The sequence below is a fragment of the Chitinophaga deserti genome, assembly GCF_003149455.1.
Taxonomy (GTDB): Bacteria; Bacteroidota; Bacteroidia; order Chitinophagales; family Chitinophagaceae; genus Chitinophaga; species Chitinophaga deserti.
In genome coordinates this window covers 253,642-274,596 of record NZ_QFFK01000005.1, presented here as the reverse complement: position 1 = coordinate 274,596, position 20,955 = coordinate 253,642, and the positions used below count along the sequence as shown (strand labels likewise).

Below are 20,955 nucleotides of genomic sequence, written 5' to 3'. Positions count from 1 at the left end.
ATTTTTTCCCACCGCCCCTTCATGTTCTTTTTACACACCCATATGGAAATCTGAATTTAATCCCTTAGATTTGATATCAAAATGATATCACAATAAATAAACCTCGTACCATGGAAAAAGTCTCTACGCCGGTATCCGGCTACTTAGCATTCATCCTTGCCATCATCATTGTCCTGGCCGGTGGTTACTGCCTTATTGCCGGTATTCAGTCCGAAAGCAGCGGTTTCCGGATCATGGCAGCTATTTTGGGTATCGCGTTTATTTTCGTCGTTAAAGGCATCATGATCGTAAATCCCAACCATGCCCGGGTGCTCACCTTCTTCGGCAGTTATGTGGGCAGCGTGAAGCAAAACGGGCTCCTGTGGATCAATCCCCTGTACCGTTCCCAGCGCATTTCCCTCCGCGCCAATAACCTGAACGGTCAAACGCTGAAGGTGAACGATAAAATGGGGAACCCCATCGAAATTGCCGCAGTAATCGTTTGGCAGGTGAGTGATACCTATAAAGCTTTATTTGAAGTGGAAGGCTACCAGCAATATGTGCAGATACAAAGCGAAGCCGCCGTGCGCCACCTGGCTACCAGTTGCCCTTACGAGCAGATGGAAGACGAAACCGCCGAAATCACCCTGCGTGATGGCGGGGAAAAAGTGAACGAGCTGCTGGAGCAGGAGCTGAATGAGCGCCTCTTCGCTGCAGGGATCACCGTTCGCGAAGCACGTATCAGTCACCTTGCATATGCCCCTGAAATTGCCGGCGCCATGCTGCAACGCCAGCAGGCTACTGCTATAGTTGCCGCACGCTCCAAGATCGTGGAAGGTGCTGTAGGCATGGTGGAAATGGCACTGGAACAGCTTTCCCGCAAACAACTCGTAACCCTCGATGAAGAACGTAAAGCCGCCATGGTCAGCAACCTCATGGTAGTGCTCTGTGGTGAAAAATCAGCTACGCCCGTTCTCAATACAGGATCTTTATATTCGTAATCCATGGCCGAAAAAGAACAAAAGAAGTCTTTTGTACTGCGGCTCGACGGCGCCACTTATGAAGCCCTCGAGCGCTGGGCTGCCGATGAATTCCGCAGCGTAAACGGACAGCTGGAATGGATCATCGCCAAAGCCCTCCGCGATGCCGGCCGCGACAAAAAAAAGAACAAAGACAAAAAAGACGGCGCCACCTGAATACTGCGCTAACTTCCTTTTACAGGGCCTGCTCTAACAGAGCCGGCCCTACTCGTTTCTACCAATCCGATACCAACCATTCAAAAGTAGGGGAATGCAGCACACGATATAAAAGTTTGTGACGTCATTGCCTGAAACCTGGGACGAGCATGCGTAAACCCTGGGATGAAGCGACTTTTGTTCATCGAACCTCCCCCTTTCTTCATCGATCCTTCATCAAACCTTCATCCATCCTCCATCCAACCTTCATCAAACCCTTGCTGTGGCTGGACATGGATGGAGGATGGATGGAGGATGGCAGCAGGATGTCAGTAGGTATGATAAAACCGTCAACCCGTTTGACTCATCATTAATTGTTCAGTAATCCTTCAGTAATCCTTCAGTGAACCTTCAGTGATCCTTCAGTCAAACACCCTCAAACCTATACCACCACTGAAGGATCACTGAAGGATGGCAGGAGGGTGTCAGCAGGTTTGACATTACCCCAGACAAACTTTCCTTGCAACTTTTACCTCTCCCGGTCGTCTTTCCATCGACATCGCAGTTTTTTTCCATCCTAAAACTGACTATCAATGAAAAACATGATCCCTGTACTCTGCCTGCTGCTTACCGCTGCGGGAGCCGTAGCACAAGACAAGCATAACTACATCAGTTTCAGTAAACTAGTGCCCTTAACAGGTACCGAATATGTGCTTACCAGCCTCGATAATGTGGGTAAAATGGGCGTTTCCCATGGTGAGCACCTGCTTTTCATCAATACCAAAACCGGAAAGGCCAACCGGGTCGATTTTCCGAAAACCGCCTACCTCCGGGATTGGGAACAGGTAAAGCTGGATACTTTAGGCATCAACCTCATCCTCCTTACAGCCCAAACTGTAAATCTGGATAACAACAAAAGGATTGACTGGAACGATCCGGTGCAGCTGATCGTACTTTCTACTGACGGACAGAAGAAAACGCAGCTCACGGACGACAAGTTCTTCTCTTCATTCTGGACGATCCACCGGGAAACGGGCGCTATTGTGGTTACGGGGTACTACGATACCAACAACAACGGCAAACACGATAAAACTGACAAGGATGAAATCCATTTGTTTGACCTGAAGACGTTGCAACTTATTTCGAAATTGTAAACCCCTTGTTCACTGTTTACCAAAAGCAAAAAGGTGCGGTTTCCCGCACCTTTTCTATTTTAAACATTGCCTTTAAAGCAGTTTTAAGCTATATCAAGTTAAGGTGAAGATAAGATCAAGTTAACGTCCAGATAAGATGTACGGCTCTTTAAAAGGGTTTTAAGCACTTAACAAGCACTCTTCAAGCACTTAGAGAGCACTCAGCATGCACTTTCCATGCACTTTCAAGCACTCAGAGAGCACTCAGGCAGGGGCAAAAGGTTTAGGGCTAAAAAAGCCCCGGCATAACGCCGGGGCTGATAGAATATCTTTTATTCCTGTTATTGCCGTACTGCCTGCTGCATGGGGTTACCTCCGGTAGAAGTACCGCGCGCAGCGCGCTCTGCCTTAAACAGTTCGAACCGCGAAGGCGTGGCCTGGCGGGGCCAGCTGTTATTACTTTCCTCGATATCAGCAGTTTCGCGGTAAGGATCGAGCCGGATGGCCACCACCTGCTTATCTTTTGCAAATACTTTGGTCACCTGCTGCTCGTCGTGCCGCCAGATGTATGCGGAAATTCTGTCCACTTCCTTTGTACCATCGGCAAAAGTCCATTCTACGATAATAGGCATAACGTTACCCCCGATATTTTTGAAGGTTACTTCGTAAAAGTTCTTTTTGCTTTCGAAGAGCCGCTTTTCCTCCGGGGAAAGGGAGGCCTGCAATTGCTGGTATGCGGCAGCCTGGCCGGGTGTAACGGCGTAGCGGTCCCATTTGCTGTAGAAGTCCTGCAGACTGGTATCCTGATCCACCACATACTTTACCCCCTGTTCTTTATTCCGGGTTTGAGCAATATGTGTGTTTTCATGGTTCGCGGCATCTTCTGCAGCTTTATTGCTTACGGCAGGGTCTTTCGTATCCATCCGGTACCATTTTACACTGTCAATGGCAATATCTACGGGTTCGGTGCCGAAGAACCATCCGCGCCAGAACCAGTCCAGGTCTACAGCAGAGGCATCTTCCATTGTACGGAAGAAATCTGCGGGAGTGGGGTGTTTAAAGGCCCAGCGGCGGGCGTATTCACGGAAAGCGTAATCGAACAGCTCGCGGCCCATAACGGTTTCGCGGAGGATGTTCAGCGCTGTGGCAGGCTTGGCATAAGCGTTGGGGCCAAACATGATGATGTTCTCGGAATTGCTCATCACAGGCTCCAGCTTATCTTTCGGCATGCTCATGTACTCCACGATGTGGTGTGCAGGACCACGGCGGGAAGGGAATTTGCTGTCCCACTCCTGCTCTGCCATGAACTGGCAGAAGGTGTTCAGCCCTTCATCCATCCAGGTCCACTGCCTTTCGTCGGAGTTCACGATCATGGGGAAGAAGTTGTGGCCCACTTCATGGATGATCACACCGATCATCCCGTTCTTGGTGGATTCACTGTAGGTGCCATCTGCTTCCGCACGGCCGTAGTTGAAACAGATCATAGGGTACTCCATACCGTTGGCTGCTTCTACGGAAATAGCGGCGGGATAGGGGTACGGGATTGTATGATTTGAATAGGAACGCAGCGTATGCGCTACTACTTTGGTGGAATAACGGCGGTAAAGCGGATAGGCTTCGGGGCCGTAGTAGCTCATGGCCATTACGTGCTTCCCTTCAATATCCACGCCCATACCGTCCCACACGATCCTGCGGGATGCCACCCATGCGAAGTCGCGTACGTTGGTGGCTTCGTATATCCATGTTTTCTTACGGTCAGATTTGCTTTTCATGGCGGACTGAACCTCGGCGAGGGTCACTATTTCGAGGGGCTCCTTCGCTTTCTGGGCCTGCTGCCAGCGTTGGAACTGTGCAGGGGTCAGCATTTCCTTATAGTTGCGGCATTCACCGGTAGCACCTACCACATGATCTGCCGGAACGGTCATTTTCACTTTGAAGTTGCCGAAAGTGAGGGCAAACTCGCCGCGGCCGGTAAACTGTTTGTTCTGCCAGCCCTGGAAGTCTGAATACACGGCCAGGCGGGGGTACCACTGTGCCATGGTATACAGATCATTGCCATCGGCCGGAAAATGCTCATATCCGCCCCTTCCGCCGAGCGTCATGCGATTGGGGATCTTATACCACCAATCCACTTTGAAGACGATTTTGGCGCCCGGAGCCAGCGTTTGTGGCACCTCAATGCGCATCATGGTCTGGTTGATGGTATATTGAAGCGGTTTGCCAGCGGCATCCGTCACTTTCGTGATATTTACACCATGCCCCTGCTCCATGCCCAGCAGGCGGTTAATAGCCCCGCTGCTCATTTTATCCTTCATGGTGCTGCCGTCGAAGCTGTTGTTGTCGCTTTTCGGGTCGTGCTCATTCTCATCCAGCTGCAGCCAGATGTAGGTGAGCGGGTCGGGAGAATTATTGTAGTAGGTAACGGTTTCCGAGCCCGTCAGCTTCCTGGCCACCTCGTCCAGCTCAGCGGTAATGTCATAATCCGCCCGCTGCTGCCAGTATTTAGGCCCGGGAACCCCGGAAGCGGAACGGTACATGTTGGGATCAGTGAGCAGGTAGCCCAGCTGTTCGAAGCGGTTACCGTGGTTAGAGCCGGGGTTTTGCGCCAGGGTCACCAGCGGGGCCGCTACCAGGATACTTCCTAAAATGGAGCGAAGTTTCATCTCGATTTATTTTTCCAGTAAAATGCCAATTCTTTCTATGCTCATCACAAATGCTACACCGAATATCGCGGCAGACAAAAAGATAGTCCAGTCGCGGCGGGATACTTTCCCGATCTGAATGATCAGCTGGGAAAGGATGAGTATGATGGTTACGATAATCAGTTGCCCGAATTCCAGCCCCAGGTTAAATGCCAGCAACGGCTGCACGATGTCGGATTGTGTGCCGAGCATACTGCGGAGGTAATTGGAAAAGCCCAGTCCGTGAATGAGGCCGAAAAACAGCGCCAGGAAATAATTCCATTGCACACGCCCCGGCTCTTTCCCTCCCCTGAGTGCATTTCCCAGCGCAGTGATCACAATGGTCACGGGAATCAGAAACTCAATCAGGTCAGTAGAAACACGTACAATATTGAGAACGCTCAGCGCCAGTGTGATGGAATGCCCCACCGTAAAAGCCGTCACAAGGATCAGTACTTTCTTCCAGTCGTTCATCAGATACACTGCACAAAGCGCCATGATAAACAAAATGTGGTCGTATCCTCCAAGATCAGCGATATGTTGCCAGCCTTCTTCGAAATACATGCTGAACTCCTGCATGGCATAGATTTTTGTGTAACTTCGTAATGATAATCAGTTGACGGTAAATATCAAAATTTTTTAGGGCCGATGGGAGTATTGCTTTTTAAATGGTGGCTGCCTGCGTTCATCAGCGCAGTACATCCTTTTTACATGAGTGTCACGGAAGTAAGGTATAATGCTCCCCGTAAGTCTCTGGAAGTCAGCTGCCGCATCTTCTCCGACGATCTGGAGAATGCCCTGAAAAAGCGTTCGGGACAGCCGCTGGATATCATTAAACCGAAAGACCGTACCGCGGCAGACTCCCTCGTAGCCCGCTACCTCCGCCAGCACCTGTTCCTGACGGCCGACGGCAAACCGTTATCTCTCCGCTATATGGGATATGAAATTTCGGAAGATGCAACCTGGTGTTTTCTTGAATGCACACCGCTGGCTCCCTTCCGCAAACTGGATATCAGAAACGATATCCTGTATGCCGAGCATGAAACACAGAGCCACATGATTCATGTGATCGTGAATGACCGCCGGCAGAGTACCAAGCTGGACAACCCCGCTTCCGCAACAGCTTTCACCTTCTGATCTATTTCCTGTTATCAATAAACTTGACGGGCTTGCGGCTGCCTTCCGGCATCTGCATCCGCATGATTTCCTGCATGGCACAGTAACGTACCTGCGGTATTACACGGAGCTTGGCCTGGAGATAAGACTTGATCCTGCGGTCGCCGTCTTCCGACTCTTCGCGGGGGTGGAGGTGCAGGAGTATTTCATCCGTACCGATTTCGTTGGAGAACACTTCCACTACAAACTCTTTCACATCTTCCATATCGCTCAGCAGGTCGTATAATGCAGGCGGATATAATGTGGTGCCTTTATACTTGATCATCTGCTTCCTCCGGCCGATAACCGGGGAAAGGCGGAGCGTTTGCCGCCCGCAGCTGCAGGGTGTTGCATCATACTGGCAAATGTCACCTGTCTTATAACGCAGCAGGGGCATGGCTTCCACCCCCAGTGTAGTGATGGTCACTTCACCGGGAGCGCCTGGAGGCACAGGACGGTCCTGCTCATCGAGCAGTTCCACGATCAATAGTTCGGGATGATGGTGCCCTCCCCTGCCCTGGCGGCATTCGGTGAAGGCGGTTTGCATCTCCGTGGATGCGTATGTGGAGAAGAGGTCTATTTTCCATTTATCCGTGATCTTCTTACCCAGCACGTTGTAAGAGAAATCCGTATTGCGGATGTTTTCCCCGATGCAGACGGCTTTCTTAATGGAAGAAGCATTGATATCAATACCATGCTCTTCCGCGAAAGCGATGAGTTTAAGGATAAACGAAGGCACGGCAACGATCACGGTAGGCTCTATACGTTTGATGTTTTCCCATTGCAGGGAAGGCACGCCCGGCCCCACACGCAGCACGCCTGCACCCAGCTTGCGGATACCGTTGTAGTACGCCATTCCGGCCATAAATTGCCGGTCGAGGGTGAGCATGAGCTGGTAAATATCTTCATCAGTACCACCGGCACAGCTGAAAGAAATGAACTCATTATAGCTGAGGCGGTTAAGATCTTTATCTGTTAACGGAATTATCACAGGGCGGCCCAGGGTACCGGAGGTGGAGGTATATTCCGCAATCTTGCTTTTATCCACGCAGAGAAAATCCCAGTTGCGCTGCTGCAGATCTTCTTTGGAAACAGTGGGCAGGCCGGCCAGATCGTCGAGGGAGCGGATGGCATCGGTATCGATATTGTGCGTGGCGAACCATTCCCGGTAAAAGGGGGAAAACTGGCGGAGATAGCCCACCAGGTGCTGAAGCTCCTTGTGCTGAAACTGCCGGATGGCGGCGGGCGACTGCAATTCTATGTCTGGTATGTACATAAATCTGACTGTTAAAGGATGACCACGGTGGCCATGGCTATGGTTTTCACATGCGAAAGCGACAGCAATACCTGCATGCCTTCCATGAGCGGTGCGGCGTTGCCGATGAGGAACAGCTCAGGTTTGCCGGCCTCGTTATTCCGCACTTCTATTTCGTTGAAATTGATACCACTACCACCCCATCCCGTACCCAGTGCCTTCAGGAAGGCTTCCTTGGCAGCAAAGCGGGCGGCGTAGCTTTCGTATTTACCGGCCTGTTTTTCACAATACGCGATCTCGAGTGGTGTAAACACCAGCTCGCGGAAGCCCTGATTCTTTCCGATCTTGTCCGCAATGCGGTCTACTTCCACTATATCTGTTCCGAGGCCTGTCATTTGAGTTTATTGCATTGTTCAATCTGGCGCAGGATATGCTCCTTTTCAGGAACGGTGGCTATCTCTTTCGTGAGCGCCTGCTGGTAATATTGCTTCGCTTCGCTGAACTGCTTCCGTTTAAACAGGTAATCTCCTGCCAGCACCCATGCGTGATAATAGTTTGGATTATCAGCAGTGATGCGCTTCACATCAATTTCCTCCCCATCCATAACAGCGAGTTTCAGGCGGCGGAAGTCCGTGAATTTACGATAGTTGTCTGTAAGCAGGAAGGAATCGCGGGGGATGATAGTACTGCTGTCGCAGATTTCATGATCAGACGAGAGGCCTTTCATGGCGAAAACCTTATTGAGATCATATGCCACGAACTCCCCGAGTTGCCAGGGGGCTGCGGATATCCAGACTTTCAGTTCTTTTGGTTTGAAGACGATGGCATGATGGGCGATCAGTTGATTGAGGGCTTTCTCATTCCCCATCCCGATATCGGCATCATTCAGCCCGCGCTGATCGCGGAGGATAGATACTGTTTTGGCCACACTGTTCTTCCCGTTCCTTGCCAGCAGTTCCTGCAGGCGTTTGTAACGGTAAGGCGAAGCGCTGCCGGCAAGTTGCTCCCTGTTGGCTTCGGAGGCCCCGAGTGACTGGCTCTGGAAATGGTTAGCGCAGGATATCTCGTTGCCACGGGGATCGTAGAGAGCAAGACTGTCGGGTGTTTTCTCGATAATAGCCGCCCGGTTGTCTGCCGCGGAACCGATGAGGAACGATTCGCTAACGAACATTTTTCTTCTGGCAGCAATAGCATATGCTTCCTGAATATTACCTGCATACTGCAGTATTTCCCGCGCCACCAGCGATACCGGTGTGGCTGAACCCGAAGGAAGCTCACTTTTGGCAGCGTTAATGGTTACGGTCAACCCTTTCATATTCATCCCGGAAACCACGCCGGTAAATCCGCCCCAGGTTACCATCATAAAGGGATGGCCCTGCTCCGGGCGGTAAAAGGCTACAATCTTGTCTTCCGCGAATTTATCTCCTACATAAAAATCGAAGTTCCGGCCAATAATGAGGGAGCTGTCTTCCGACCGGTCGTTCCAGGTACCGAAAGAGGTACATCCCACCAGCGCCAGGTTCTGCAATGCGTGCCCGATGTCGTGCGCGGCATGGTAGTTCATGATACGCTGGTAATTGGTGCCGATGAATCCATAGTTTGGCGAGGCTGAGAAGGAAACACCGTAGATCTCTTCCTTATATTCTTCCGGGACGTGCTTGTCCATATTCCGGTTGAACCAGCCGATGAGGTATTTCAGGAAATGCTGGTACGAACGGGAAGGGATCATCTTCCCTATTTGCTCCACGAAATGATCTTCCTGGCGCTGTACCAGTTCTTCCGCTAGTTTTCCATATACCACCCCTCTTTCGAAAGGCTTGCCTTCCACATACATTTCATACAGCCCGCTTTTACTTTTGCGGAACCAGTTGTTGCCAAGTGTATACGCCGATGAATCCAGCTGCTTCCGTTGCCATTGCAGGCTGCTCTGATCCGCTACAGCTGGCGGCTGCATGCGCGCCACACTCCAGAGGTAAATAAATAAACCTGCAAACAGCAGCACAAAGAATCCAACTATATATAGCAGGATTCGCCCTATTCTCCTCCAGATGCTCTTCTTCTTTGCCATTGTTTACGCCTCGTTTATCTCGTGCAAAAGTTTTTCCATATCCAGTAATTCCCCGCAGGTAAGCAGAGCAGTCATAGTAACACCCAGGATGCCGTGCAGGTTAAGGTTCTGCCCGGTAAGGAACAGGTTATTCAGTTTTGTGCGGGCGCTGATGAAAGTACGCAGCGGATCGTTGCAGTCTTTCAGCACACCATACATCGATCCGTCTGAAGTACCGATGTAATCACGGAAAGAAAGTGGGGTAGCCACTGTATAGCTCTGGATACACTGCCGGAGTACGGGGAAGCGGCGCTCCACCACATCCAGCAATCTTTCCGCCTTCTCTTTCTTGAATGCTTCATAATCCGCACCGCGCGATGATTCATTCAATACTGTATTAAACGTATCCTTCCAGGGCTCCAGCTCGCTGATGTTCATATATGCGAGAATTGAGAGTCCGTTAGCAAAACGCTGGTCTTTCGTATCCGGAGTGATGAACATAGAGTAGTTGTATGGCCACGATTCACTGGTATAGTCGTGCCCGCACCATACATCATCCACATCATGATAATAGAAATTGTAGTTCATGTGCGGGAAGTAACCCGGCTTCAGCACAGCGTTAACCATCAGCGCACCATTTCCATTTTCCAGATTCTTGATGCGGCTGCGGTATGCCTGCCGGATTACATCACTCTCCAGCATATCCAGCGTATTGGCCGGGTGGATGTTGGAGATATAATTCTTCCCGGAATATCTTTCTCCATCGGCAGTTTCCACGTATTGCACTTCGTGCCCTTCGGCAACGATGCGCTTCACCTCTTTATGTTTCAGCAGGGTGCCGCCGTTTTCCATGATTACGCGGGTGAGCCATTTCCCGATCTGTGAACCGCCGTTCAGGCATTTCCACGAGCTTTCGATATAGCTGTTCAATACGAGGGCATGTACATACATGGGTGTTTTACCCCGCACGCCGGCGTAGAGCGAACTATTGGCAGCCAGCACCTGTGTGAGCTTGCGGTTACTGCTCAGCCCGTCTATAAAGGCGGCGGCATCCATCCCCAATACACTTTCCTTCTCCCCGAATTCGCCCATCCGCAGGTTATATAGCGGGAATTTGGCACAGATGTTCCGCAGCATGTCACAATACTCGCGCAGTGCTTTTTCTTCGCCGGGGAAGTCCTGCAACAGGTTTTGCACAAAGCCTTCGTAGCCCTGCGCCATTTTATACTCTTTAGGATCGTCCGCGAAAGCGATACGATCGAAGCAATCCATGTCCAGCCGTTTCAGCTTCAGTTTATCCATGATACCGAGGTACTGGAATACCTGGTAAAGGTTCTGTCCCGGCTCCAGTCCGCCCACATAATGCACGCCTGAGTCGAAGATGGTTTTATCGCGGCTGAAAGTTTGCAGGCATCCGCCCAGCTGTTTATTTTTTTCAAGCACCAGCACACGGAAGCCATTCTTGCTGAGGATCGCTCCGCAAACCAGGCCACCAAGACCGCTTCCGGCTATGACTACATCGTAGTTATGCATTCGCTTCACACTTTCTGATGATGAAAACAACATTGGAGGTAAATTTCGTCTGATCGATCCGTTCCATGGTACCGCCATGGCTTTCCACAGTTTGGCGCAGGGTAGCGGATGAAAAGAAGGATAAGGGATGATTGGCAGTTTTATTGAACCCGAGCAGGCGCGTGCTGAATAATTCGGTCAGCTTTGTACCACGGTGTTTCTTTTCCATTGCGGAGTCGCCATCGCGCACGATGATGATGCCACCGGGCCGGATTTTGTCCATACACCTGCGGATGAGATCCGCCTGCTGATCCGGCTGCAGATAGTGCAGTACATCCAGCATCACGTAGGCGTCTTTTTCCGGAATTTCGTATTGTGTGATATCGGCCGCGCGGAACTGTACCTGTTCGTTACGGATGTAGCTATGTTGCGCCACGGCAATTTTATCTGCGTCATAATCTACCCCGAGCATATTGCGACCCGGTGCTACAAAATGAAGCATATAACTCATAAATCCGTATCCGCAGCCAATGTCCATGATATCTCCTTTTTCAGGCAACACCCGGTGGAAATCTTCGTAATTGCGCTCCATCTTAGTTTTGATGCGCATATACCATTCCAGCACGGGGCCTTTGTAAATATACTGATAGATGAGCTGTTCGCGGTAATAGGCTGGTGTTTCGATAGATTCGGCCAGCTGGCGGTATGCTTCGCGGAAATACCGGCTAACTGATTTGGTGCGGGCAGCATACCCCTCCCCCCATGCAGGATCCCCATACTTAATGCGTGGGAGTATCTGCATTGTCATGGTACCGTCTTTCAACAGGAAATCTCCTTTAGACATGCAATAGGCAGTTCCATGGATCACAGCAGGTATAATATCGAGCTTCAGTTCTTCCGCCAGGTAAAACGCGCCCTTGTGGAAGCGTTTGATACTCGTATCCTTCGAGCGCGTGCCTTCGGGGTACACTACAATGGAATAACCATGCTCCACACGGTTACGCAGGTGATCAATACCCTCCTCCGCACCTTCCGCAACGGGATAGTAATCCGCCATTTTCACGACCTGCCCGAACACAGGGGAATTGTATACCCATTGGTTCGTAAGCAGCACCACATTCGGATGCATGGACGTAGACATGAGGATATCGAGGAACGATTGATGGTTGCTGATGATGACGGCAGGCTTTATAAAATCCTCCTTCGCTTCATTCATCGTCACCTTCTTCGTATTCCCCATTACATGCAGAACACTCCATGTACATTTCGAAAGCAGTTTATGATATATCTTTTTACCCTTTTCTTTATTGAACGGATTCCATCTGATAATGATGGTTCCGATCATCGTAAGCACCAATGCGCCAAACGCGAAGTAGATGAAAGAAAACATTGACTTCGACCAGCTCCAGAGCGTCCACGGCGGGCGCTGATTTTTACTGACGCGGTTCGTAATCAGGAAATTGAAGAAGAAAGGAATGAGAACCTGTGAAGTAACCACTACGCATAAGATACCTATCACGGCAATCAGTGCAATAGATTTCAGGGAAGGATGCTGTGCGAAGATGAGTACGCCCAGCCCCAATATGGTAGTTATAGCAGAGAAAAATATGGATGATTTGAAAGACGGAAGATGTTTGCTGCCGGTTTTATACTCCTGCAGCAGTCCATCCATGGTAAAGATGCTGTAATCATCCCCTAAACCGAATATGAAGGTGGAAAGGATGATATTAACGATATTAAATGGTATCCCAAACATCCCCATAATCCCCAGTATCCATACCCAGCTGATAGCCATGGGAATGAACGTGATCAGTGCCAGTTCTATTCGTCCGTAAGACAACAGGAGGGCAAAGAATACAAGTGCAGAAGTCATCCAGGCGATTGTATTGAACTCATCCCGGATGATGACGGCCAGCCGGTTGGCTGTGTATTGCTTATCAATTACCGCTGTACCGGGCAATGCATCGAGTGCTGCATATACTTCTTCCTTACGTGAGGGGTCTACTTTTAAAATACCTGACAGCGAAGCGCTTCCGTTTTGCAGTGTTACAAAGTCGCTGACAGCAGGGAGGTCCATCAGGGGTGAGGTTTCGGGAGTGGTAACGGAATACTCCTGAGAGATCAGTTCCTGGAACCTGCTGAATGCTTCCGGTTTGAAGCCGTATTTCGCTCCTTCCTGCCTTAATGATGTCATGACGGAGGTTATGGCTTGCGGTGTCCAGTATTGTTTCCAGCGATCGATGCGTTCTTTTTGCTCAGCTTCGGAGAGTAGCAGTCCGCCCGGCCCGCTTGCCTTCTTCAGCGCACCACCAGCCAGGAGCCTGCTTAACGCAGTATCTGCCGCCGCACGCCTTTCGAGGGCCTCGTTAAGACTGGCGCCTTCGGAAAGCATGTACACTGTTTGCGCGGTATAATCATTGAGGCGGTTGAGCTTTGCTTCTGCTTCCTTCAGTTTGCCGGGCATGAAGTTCATCTTCATCATATCGCTCTCGAAACGGACGCGCTGTGCTGTGAAGAAGAAAACTACGGTAAGCGCCAGTATCCCGTATACCAGCCATTTATTGCGCTCGGGACGCCACCCGGAAAGACGGTCGATGATATTATGCTTAACATGCACATCCTTCGCAGGCGCCTTGCCCAATACGATAAAATGCGGGAGAATGATAAGCGAAAACAGGGACGCTCCAATGAGGCTGAAGGCAGCAAAAAGACCAACGTCCTGCAACATGGGCGATTTCACAAATTGCAGGCAGAAGAAGCCGCCAACTGTTGTGAAGCTGCCCACCGTCATGGGCATGGCAAGATCTTTCAGTACAAGTCGGATGTCTGGCAGATGCCGGTAATGGTTGAAAACGTGAAGAGAATAATTCACCGCTACTCCCAATACCACACAGCCCGCACCCAGTGCAATCACTGAAATGCCACCCTGTATCCACCAAACCATTGCGAGGGAGAAAAGCCCCCCGAACACCACAGGCATCATTACCAGCAGTGGTGCACGCTTCCGCCGGAAAAATACGGCGATAAGTACGATGAGCAACAGTACGGTAATGCCCTGAGTGAGCATCGTGTCCTGCCGGAGCTGCACTGCATTCCCCACTGCCACGGCCGTTGCCCCGAAGTAAGTGATTGAAGCGGAAGGGTTGGCAGTGGAAACGGAATCTATCAGCACATCCAGCTCACCGAGGAACCGCTTATTGATGTCAGTTTTATTGGGACTATTTTTCGGAGTAATGAGAACCAGGATATTGCGCTGGTCTTTGCTCATGAGGTAGCCGTCGTAGAGCGTCCAGGCGTCATCGGCCTGGAGCTGTTGCAGCTTCTTCATCCCGATCCAGGTAATACCCAGCGGGTCTGCGGCAATGGACTTCTTCAATACCATGCCCGCCGGAGAGATCAGGGTATTGTAATTCGATTCCATGGTACCGGCCACACGGGCAGGCATCACAAGTGAATCCAGTGTTTTGTAATCTTTTTCTTCTAGGAACAAAGGCAGGTTGGCCTGAACCCGGCCCAGCAGGCTGAACAGGAGCGTATCTTCCATTTTGCCTGTTACCGTAGTGATGTACTGGCCAATAGCCGGTTGTTGCAGCCCGGTGTAAAGTTGTTCCGCGGCGAGGGTAAGACTGTCGGGATTGGCGGTTGCGGTACTGTCTTTCTGCGAAATGATCACCGCCAGTTTATCCGCGAATTTGGAATTGCGGAGGAACTGGTTGAGACGGTCGATCTTGGGATCCTGCGGCAGGATACGCGTAATATCTTCTTCCAGCTTCACTTTTGAGGCAAAGAAGCCGGCTGATAAAAAAAGGAAAGCCGTAAACAGCCAGAGCAGCCATTTACGGGCGTTAAAGAAATTGTAGATCGATATAAAAAAGGTGCCCATGAATCATTTTTAGGTTTGCGCCGCGGCCCGCTTTCGCCGGAATACCGATAACGCTGCATAGGTAACGAGTCCTGCTACCAGCCCCGCTACCCCGGCCAGCGTAATACTGCCCGTTATGTATTGAAAAAGATGCTGTTGCACATCTTCGAACGTAATGTTTTTACTGAAAATCAGCCAGGTAGTGTCTTCCGCCACAAAAAAGCGCCCCATAAACATACTCCCCAGCAGTATGAAGGGGATCATAGGCGGGATACTGATGTTGGATGAGATAAGCACCAGGGCTTTATTCAGCCGCAGCAAAGCGGCGATCACCACGGCAATAAGCATCTGAAAGCCCCATACCGGGAAAATCCCCATAAACACGCCAAACCCTACCGAGGCAGCCTTTCTCCCATTGCTTTCACCGGCAGCCAGCAATTGCTCCCGCCAGATGTACCGCAACCCGTCTTTCGAAAAAATGAACCGTAAGAAATTGCGGGGGTGTATATACAAAAACGCGATCGTTACTAATACTGTATTCAGCACGCTGATCCGGGAAAAATCGCGGAATGGCCTGAAATGCGAAACCCGTTCTTCTGCAGGAGGATAATACACGCCCACCGGCTCCCATCCTATCCGGATACCCTTCCAGCTGCTGCGTACCAGTACTTCGATCTCAAACTCATACTTCGTACAGGCAAAACGCATCCCTTTCATAGCAAAAAGCGGATACAGCCGGTACCCCGACTGCGTATCGGGCCCTTTCAGCCCGGTTTCCACGTAAAACCAGAAATTGGAAAACTTGTTGGCAAAGGTGTTTTTCCCGGGCATGTTTTCCTGGTGCAGGTTACGCGCACCAATGAGAATAGCCGGATCGCTGCGGTCGGCCTTTTCAAGGAAAGTGATGAGGTCGCTGGCGTAATGCTGTCCGTCTGCATCCATGGTGATAGCGAAATCATAACCCTGTTCAGTAGCATACCGGAATCCCCGCCGCAGCGCGATGCCTTTGCCGCGATTGGGCAGGTAAGACAATACGTTTACCTGCGGGAATTGCTCCAGCACGGCAGCAGTATGGTCAGTAGACCCGTCGTTCACTACAATCACCTGTTGCGTGTACTTCAGCACCTGTTCCAGCACGGCCCCGAGAGTGCCTGCGTTGTTGTAGGTGGGTATCAGCACGCAAACATTGCGTTCCCTGAACTGTAAATCGTATGTGCCTTGCTGCTCCATTATTACTTAAACCGTCCCTGAAACTTCAGGAAAGTGGTGCCTTCATGTTTGATGACCGCTGTCGTTTTATATCCTCCTTCTTCCACCGTATAACTGATTTCCACGGTCACCTGCGGGTTAACGCGGGGGTCGATCATATTGAGGAACTTCATATTGCCCACTTTTTCCACCATCAGTTTTTTCCCGATGGAAGCGGAAAGCAGCTCCTGAATGGTTTGCATCTGGCACACACCCGGCACCACAGGCTGTCCGGGGAAATGGCCTTCAAAAATTGGATGCGCTCCGTTCCACTCAATCTGTGTGTGAACGGATTGTTCTGCAGGCTGTTCCTGCGAAACCACGGTATAAAATTTTCCTGCTAACATTATTTTTCTACGCGTTGTAATGAAATGTTGAATTTGACGGCATGATGCCTGATATCGATACTATCCGGCACGCCATTACGGTATGCCCGGAGTGTGGCTTCCACCACAGGCTTGCGGCGAGATCCATTTTCCACACGCACCAGTTCCGTACATGCCTCATCTGTGATATAATAAATCTTCCCTTTCGGCAGGCTGAATGCGGTATAACGGAGTCCGTTCCAGGTGTATGTGACTGCCGTTGCAGGATCGCGGCGCATGAGCACCATATCAAAATCCTTCCGCAGCGTTTTTACCACTGCTTTCTTATCCATTTTCGGCAACATGTAATGCTTAATGAACTCTCCGCCTTTGGTAAACTCGAAATCGAAGAACTTCATTCCCATTTCACTCATAAACAACACCCGCATGCTTCCGTTATCCATTGGCCTGAAATACAATAGTCCGGATAAATGGTGCTGCAGAACATCCACCTGGGTGCTATACAAAACCGGGGAATCTATCTGCGGCCGAAACCGTTGCAGACAGGCTCCCGCATCGCCTTCCGTGCGCTGCAGCCCTTTGTAGGCCGAACTGCAGGACGCGAGGCCCAGCAGCAGCAAGCTATTTAACAGCAAACATCTCATCCGGAATAGCGGCGTTCAGTTCTTTTTTAGTGAATATCATTTCAGTACGGTCACCAGAGGCTTCGTGCATTACTATCTTCGTTACACCAAGGTCTTTCTTATCTACCAGCAGCTCGATAGTGGAAAAGAATTCCTTCATGCTTTTGGCAACTGGCGTCAGCTGCAGCAGGTATTGCTTATCGCTTTCCAGTACTTTAGCCGTAAAATCCCTGTTGTTCAGCACATTCCCCTGCACACAATCGGCCGTTATGCGGCTGATCTGTTCAAACAGCTTATTACCGCCGGTAGAAATGCTTTTATCGGAACGGGAATCTTTGATACGAACATTCTTCCCGTTAATAATCATGAGATAGTAGGTGGGCGACTGGTACTCCATCCGCACACGGTTATCTTTCTTAAACCAGAATTTACCTTTGCTGGTGATCTTGTCAGACAACAGGCTGAGATGCTTCTCCTGCACAAAATCACTTTTGATCGACTGTGTCTGCTGGGCAGTCCGCGCAAATTGTTGTTTAAACTGCTCCAGGTTGGAGACCGGTTTAAACCCGTTTTGTGCAACAGCCTGCAAAGCAAGGCAACACGCCGCGATCATAATTATCCATCTACGCATAAGCCGGAATATTTAATAGTTCATCCAATCGCCTGATGGCAAACCCGTCTCTTTTCAACTGCTTGATCAGGGCGGGTAAAATCTTCACTGTGGCCGCGCAGGTATCATGGAACAGGAAAATGTCTCCCGCTTCGATCTTCTTTGTTACACGCTCGAACAGCTTGTCTTCGTCTTTGATAACGGTATCAAACGAGCGGATGCTCCAACCCACGGCAATCAGTTTACTTTTCCTGATCGCACGGGCGAGCATGGGATTGGTAACCCCATACGGAGGGCGGAATAGTTTTGGTTGCAGGCCCGTTGCGGATTTAATAGCCTCATTAGCTTTTGTCAGATCGGTACGCATGGCAGAAGAATGCTGCAGGTCAAACATCGGGCTGTGGGAAAAACTATGGTTACCCACCAGGTGCCCTTCCGCCGTGATCCTTTTCATGATGCCAGGCTCCTGTTCCACGCGGTGGCCTATGCAAAAAAATGCAGCCTTTACGTCGAACTGTGCGAGGATATCCAGGATCTGGGGAGTAAATGAAGTAACCGGCCCGTCGTCGAAAGAAAGTGAGACCGATTTATCAGTACTCTTTCCTTTACTGTGGGTACGTACGAAGTAATTAGACCTGACATTAACTGCACCCCATGCTGCGAATCCGGTTGCAATGATAACGGGTAACAGCACCATCCAGAGGGGTGTTGCTTCCCATCCGCCATATACCGCAATGATGACGCCAAGAGCGGCCACTGCGCCTGCTATGACTAAAAGCCTCAGCATTTCTCCAATAAGATGAGTGAGTGATGTTTTGCGTGATGATGATTCCAGATAAGGATGCGCTCCGGTTGCACCGGGGGCTGGCCTTTCACCATTGCTTCTTCAGGAATACTTCCACGCCGGAGGCTTCCGGCAGCCAACCATACGCCAAAAGCTGCGGCAGTAGGATATTCTCCGCAGAAATGCTTGAATGCGGCAACAGGGGTGTTACTGAACATGGATTGCTCCACAGTCTCGTAATACCGGTCGTTTGTGGTATCTCCATTGCGCCCGGTGAGCAGGAGGCTCACATCGGCAGGCTGAAGACCGTTGCGCTGCAGGAACGCACGAATGTGTTCCGCAGTTTCCGCTTCACTGGCAGGCCGGTACAGCATGTCTACCGCGGTCAGTTGTGCGATGGAATGCTCTCCTTTGCCGGCAGACAGTACAAAAAATGCCGCGCCCTCCCCTGCCATGGTGCCCTGCGATTGTGATTGGAGCAACTCTGAAGTATGGGCGTTTTTATACAGGCCGAAGCGGCGTAATATAGTATGTGAATAATCCGTGATCTCATCAGTAGCACCGGCAAGGATGTTACGTGAAGGATCTTCAGCCAGCAGCAGCAAACTATCCTGCAGGGCGTTCTCCAATGAGAATGCCCCGTGAACGAAAGTATTATTGTAAGCGTGGCATCCCAGCAGCAATGCGATCTGCCCGGCTACGGTATTGTGTGTGCTTTGAATGAAAGCAGTGGGGGTGAGCATATCTTCCTGCTGGGTAACGAGCTTCTGCAGGAAAACGCCTGTATCAGCGAGGCATCCGTAAGCGGTACCCATGATGATTGCATCGGGATTTTTGATCCCCGCGCTTTCGAGGCTCATGTGGGAAGCCGCAACGCCCATTTTAATGGCACGGCCCATCCGGCGGATCTGTTTGATATCGATCCACTGTTTATAATCCGGGTCGGCCACGGGCAGGCGGTCGCCTTCGTAATTCCGGACTTCGCCCGGAAAAACGTTGCTATCCTGTGCAGATACGCACCCTGCTCCTTGTATGAATGCTTTCATCCGTTATTTCTTAGTTGACATTTTTGCCGGTAAGGAACTCCGCATATGCTTCGTTTCATATGTTATTCCTTTGAAAAAACCAGGCTGGAACAATTACCACCGAACCCGAACGAGTTAGACATCACGTTCCGCAGATTGTTGCCTCTTGAAAATGCAGTAACAGGCGAAAAGGCCAGCTCACGCATCTGAACTGAGAAATTGGCGTTGGGATAAATGATACCATCGCGAAGGGCCAGCGCAGAAAATACTGCTTCTATACCTCCGCTGGCTCCCAGTGTGTGCCCGGTGAAGCTCTTGGTAGAGCTTGCGGGCGGCACCCCGCCAGCAAACAATCTTGAAATAGCCAGACCTTCCGAGCTGTCATTATTCTGCGTTCCGGTACCATGCAGGTTGATGTAACCGATATCTTCAGGCTGTAATCCGCCCATTTCCAGTGCGGCTTTCATAGCCATGAAATTACCAATCCCGTCGGGCGATGAAGCCGTCTGATGATAGGCATCGTTGGCATTGGCGAATCCTGAAAGGCGGCACCATGGTCTAATTTCCTTCGCCACGGCGTCTGACACCAGTACCACATAACCGGCGCCTTCGCCCAGGTTTAGTCCGGTACGGGTATCATCGAATGGGCGGCATTGCTGCTGATCGAGGATCATGAGGGTATTGAAACCATTGAGCGTAAAGCGCGTCAATGCGTCTGTGCCTCCGGCTATCACCACATCCAGCATCCCGGCACGGATCATACGGGCACCATACATGAGTGCATTAGCACCTGAAGAACAGGCCGTGCTGATGGTGGATACATGATGACGTACCCCCATGGCATCGGCTACCAGTTCCGTTACTGCGCCACACTCATGATGCACTACCTGCCGCAGCTTCCCTTTGGAGGAGCCTGTAAGGAAGGCTTCCATGAATTCCTCCGTTTTATCCATACCGCCAACGGTGTTGGCAGAAACGAAGCCTGTACGGTATTGCCTGATATCTCCCAAACCAGAGGCTTCCCAGGCTTCCTGCGCGGCAATACGGCTGAGGAGGGCTGTACGGCTCCAGTGTGCAGGCATTCCGGCGATAGCCGCCAGTTCATCGTTACCGGCTTTCACTTCCACCACAGGAAATGTTTGAGCATGCGCAGAATGCAGGTGCTGCATATACGCCATGCCCGGCTGCATCGCTTCAAATGAAGCCACGCACTCTCCCAGGTTCCGGCCGATGCCGGAAATGACGCCGCCGCCTGCTATCCATACGCTTCCCGTCATCATGCCTGCTTCGCTTTCTCTGCGGTGATGTATTCTGCCATGGTACGGATGGAATAGAAAATATTCGGTCCGTCTTCAGGCTTGGCAATGCGGATGTTATGATACTGCTGCAGCAAAACAATCAGCTCCAATGCATCAATGCTGTCGAGCCCAAGGCCTTCTTTGAAAAGGGGCTGGTCATCACCAATGTCTTCAGGTTTCACTTCCTGCAAATTCAACTGTTGAATGATCTGTACTTTCAGATCCTGCATCAACTTTTCCAT

Annotated in this window: 19 protein-coding genes; 4 read left to right on the top strand and 15 right to left on the bottom strand. The window is 50.7% G+C overall.

Translation table 11 applies throughout. The annotated features are described in order from the left end of the window. Nucleotides 1–110 precede the first annotated feature (110 nt). From DEV76_RS13545 to DEV76_RS13535, 3 genes are all read left to right on the top strand, one after another. Nucleotides 111–980 (top strand): SPFH domain-containing protein, encoded by an 870-nt coding sequence (locus DEV76_RS13545; RefSeq protein ID WP_109698447.1) that lies wholly within the window; start codon nt 111–113, stop codon nt 978–980. A gap of 3 nt (nt 981–983) precedes the next feature. Then, nucleotides 984–1,175 carry a DNA-binding protein gene (locus tag DEV76_RS13540; RefSeq protein ID WP_109698446.1) on the top strand — a complete coding sequence of 64 codons (192 nt, stop codon included), beginning with the start codon at nt 984–986 and terminating at the stop codon, nt 1,173–1,175. Nucleotides 1,176–1,747: 572 nt separating this feature from the next. Next, nucleotides 1,748–2,308 carry a hypothetical protein gene (locus DEV76_RS13535; protein WP_109698445.1) on the top strand — a complete coding sequence of 187 codons (561 nt, stop codon included), beginning with the start codon at nt 1,748–1,750 and terminating at the stop codon, nt 2,306–2,308. 320 nt (nt 2,309–2,628) lie between these two features. On the opposite strand, the gene DEV76_RS13530 is transcribed toward DEV76_RS13535, so the two are convergent. Together DEV76_RS13530 and DEV76_RS13525 are read right to left on the bottom strand one after the other, a co-directional pair. Beyond that, nucleotides 2,629–4,950 carry a M1 family metallopeptidase gene (locus tag DEV76_RS13530; protein WP_109698444.1) on the bottom strand — a complete coding sequence of 774 codons (2,322 nt, stop codon included), beginning with the start codon at nt 4,948–4,950 and terminating at the stop codon, nt 2,629–2,631. Between the two features lie 6 nt (nt 4,951–4,956). Further along, a complete protein-coding gene (locus DEV76_RS13525; protein WP_109698443.1) occupies nt 4,957–5,547 on the bottom strand; it encodes a HupE/UreJ family protein in 591 nt (196 codons plus the stop codon). A gap of 69 nt (nt 5,548–5,616) precedes the next feature. Here DEV76_RS13525 and DEV76_RS13520 point away from each other — a divergent pair, with 69 nt between their 5' ends. Beyond that, a complete protein-coding gene (locus tag DEV76_RS13520; protein ID WP_109698442.1) occupies nt 5,617–6,105 on the top strand; it encodes a DUF6702 family protein in 489 nt (162 codons plus the stop codon). A gap of 1 nt (nt 6,106) precedes the next feature. On the opposite strand, the gene DEV76_RS13515 is transcribed toward DEV76_RS13520, so the two are convergent. From DEV76_RS13515 to DEV76_RS13455, 13 genes are all read right to left on the bottom strand, one after another. After that, nucleotides 6,107–7,399: a phenylacetate--CoA ligase family protein gene (locus DEV76_RS13515; protein WP_109698441.1), complete on the bottom strand. Its 1,293-nt coding sequence runs from the start codon at nt 7,397–7,399 to the stop codon at nt 6,107–6,109. An 11-nt stretch (nt 7,400–7,410) separates the two neighbouring features. Continuing rightward, on the bottom strand, nt 7,411–7,773 hold the full coding sequence (acpS, locus tag DEV76_RS13510; RefSeq protein ID WP_109698440.1) for a holo-ACP synthase: 363 nt from the start codon (nt 7,771–7,773) through the stop codon (nt 7,411–7,413). Further along, the gene (locus DEV76_RS13505; protein ID WP_109698439.1) at nt 7,770–9,446 is read right to left on the bottom strand and encodes a C45 family autoproteolytic acyltransferase/hydolase; all 1,677 of its coding nucleotides are present in this window, start codon (nt 9,444–9,446) and stop codon (nt 7,770–7,772) included. Before DEV76_RS13505 ends, acpS begins: the two co-directional genes overlap by 4 nt. Before the next feature lie 3 nt (nt 9,447–9,449). Continuing rightward, nucleotides 9,450–10,958 (bottom strand): phytoene desaturase family protein, encoded by a 1,509-nt coding sequence (locus DEV76_RS13500; RefSeq protein WP_109698438.1) that lies wholly within the window; start codon nt 10,956–10,958, stop codon nt 9,450–9,452. Next, nucleotides 10,951–14,820, bottom strand: coding sequence for a trifunctional MMPL family transporter/lysophospholipid acyltransferase/class I SAM-dependent methyltransferase (locus DEV76_RS13495; protein ID WP_109698437.1), 3,870 nt, complete (start codon nt 14,818–14,820; stop codon nt 10,951–10,953). The genes DEV76_RS13500 and DEV76_RS13495 overlap by 8 nt, the downstream gene beginning before the upstream one ends. A gap of 9 nt (nt 14,821–14,829) precedes the next feature. Next, the gene (locus tag DEV76_RS13490) at nt 14,830–16,029 is read right to left on the bottom strand and encodes a DUF2062 domain-containing protein (protein ID WP_109698436.1); all 1,200 of its coding nucleotides are present in this window, start codon (nt 16,027–16,029) and stop codon (nt 14,830–14,832) included. A 2-nt stretch (nt 16,030–16,031) separates the two neighbouring features. Beyond that, nucleotides 16,032–16,394, bottom strand: coding sequence for a hotdog family protein (locus tag DEV76_RS13485; RefSeq protein WP_109698435.1), 363 nt, complete (start codon nt 16,392–16,394; stop codon nt 16,032–16,034). Then, nucleotides 16,394–17,008, bottom strand: a complete 615-nt coding sequence (locus DEV76_RS13480) for a hypothetical protein (RefSeq protein ID WP_157962880.1) — start codon at nt 17,006–17,008, stop codon at nt 16,394–16,396. Before DEV76_RS13480 ends, DEV76_RS13485 begins: the two co-directional genes overlap by 1 nt. Then, a complete protein-coding gene (locus DEV76_RS13475) occupies nt 16,995–17,627 on the bottom strand; it encodes a LolA family protein (RefSeq protein ID WP_109698433.1) in 633 nt (210 codons plus the stop codon). Before DEV76_RS13475 ends, DEV76_RS13480 begins: the two co-directional genes overlap by 14 nt. After that, nucleotides 17,620–18,393, bottom strand: coding sequence for a polysaccharide deacetylase family protein (locus tag DEV76_RS13470; RefSeq protein WP_109698432.1), 774 nt, complete (start codon nt 18,391–18,393; stop codon nt 17,620–17,622). Before DEV76_RS13470 ends, DEV76_RS13475 begins: the two co-directional genes overlap by 8 nt. Continuing rightward, nucleotides 18,387–19,436 carry a beta-ketoacyl synthase chain length factor gene (locus DEV76_RS13465; RefSeq protein WP_109698431.1) on the bottom strand — a complete coding sequence of 350 codons (1,050 nt, stop codon included), beginning with the start codon at nt 19,434–19,436 and terminating at the stop codon, nt 18,387–18,389. The genes DEV76_RS13470 and DEV76_RS13465 overlap by 7 nt, the downstream gene beginning before the upstream one ends. 62 nt (nt 19,437–19,498) lie before the next feature. Further along, a complete protein-coding gene (locus DEV76_RS13460; RefSeq protein WP_232826942.1) occupies nt 19,499–20,695 on the bottom strand; it encodes a beta-ketoacyl-[acyl-carrier-protein] synthase family protein in 1,197 nt (398 codons plus the stop codon). Beyond that, nucleotides 20,692–20,955, bottom strand: coding sequence for a phosphopantetheine-binding protein (locus tag DEV76_RS13455; protein WP_109698429.1), 264 nt, complete (start codon nt 20,953–20,955; stop codon nt 20,692–20,694). Before DEV76_RS13455 ends, DEV76_RS13460 begins: the two co-directional genes overlap by 4 nt.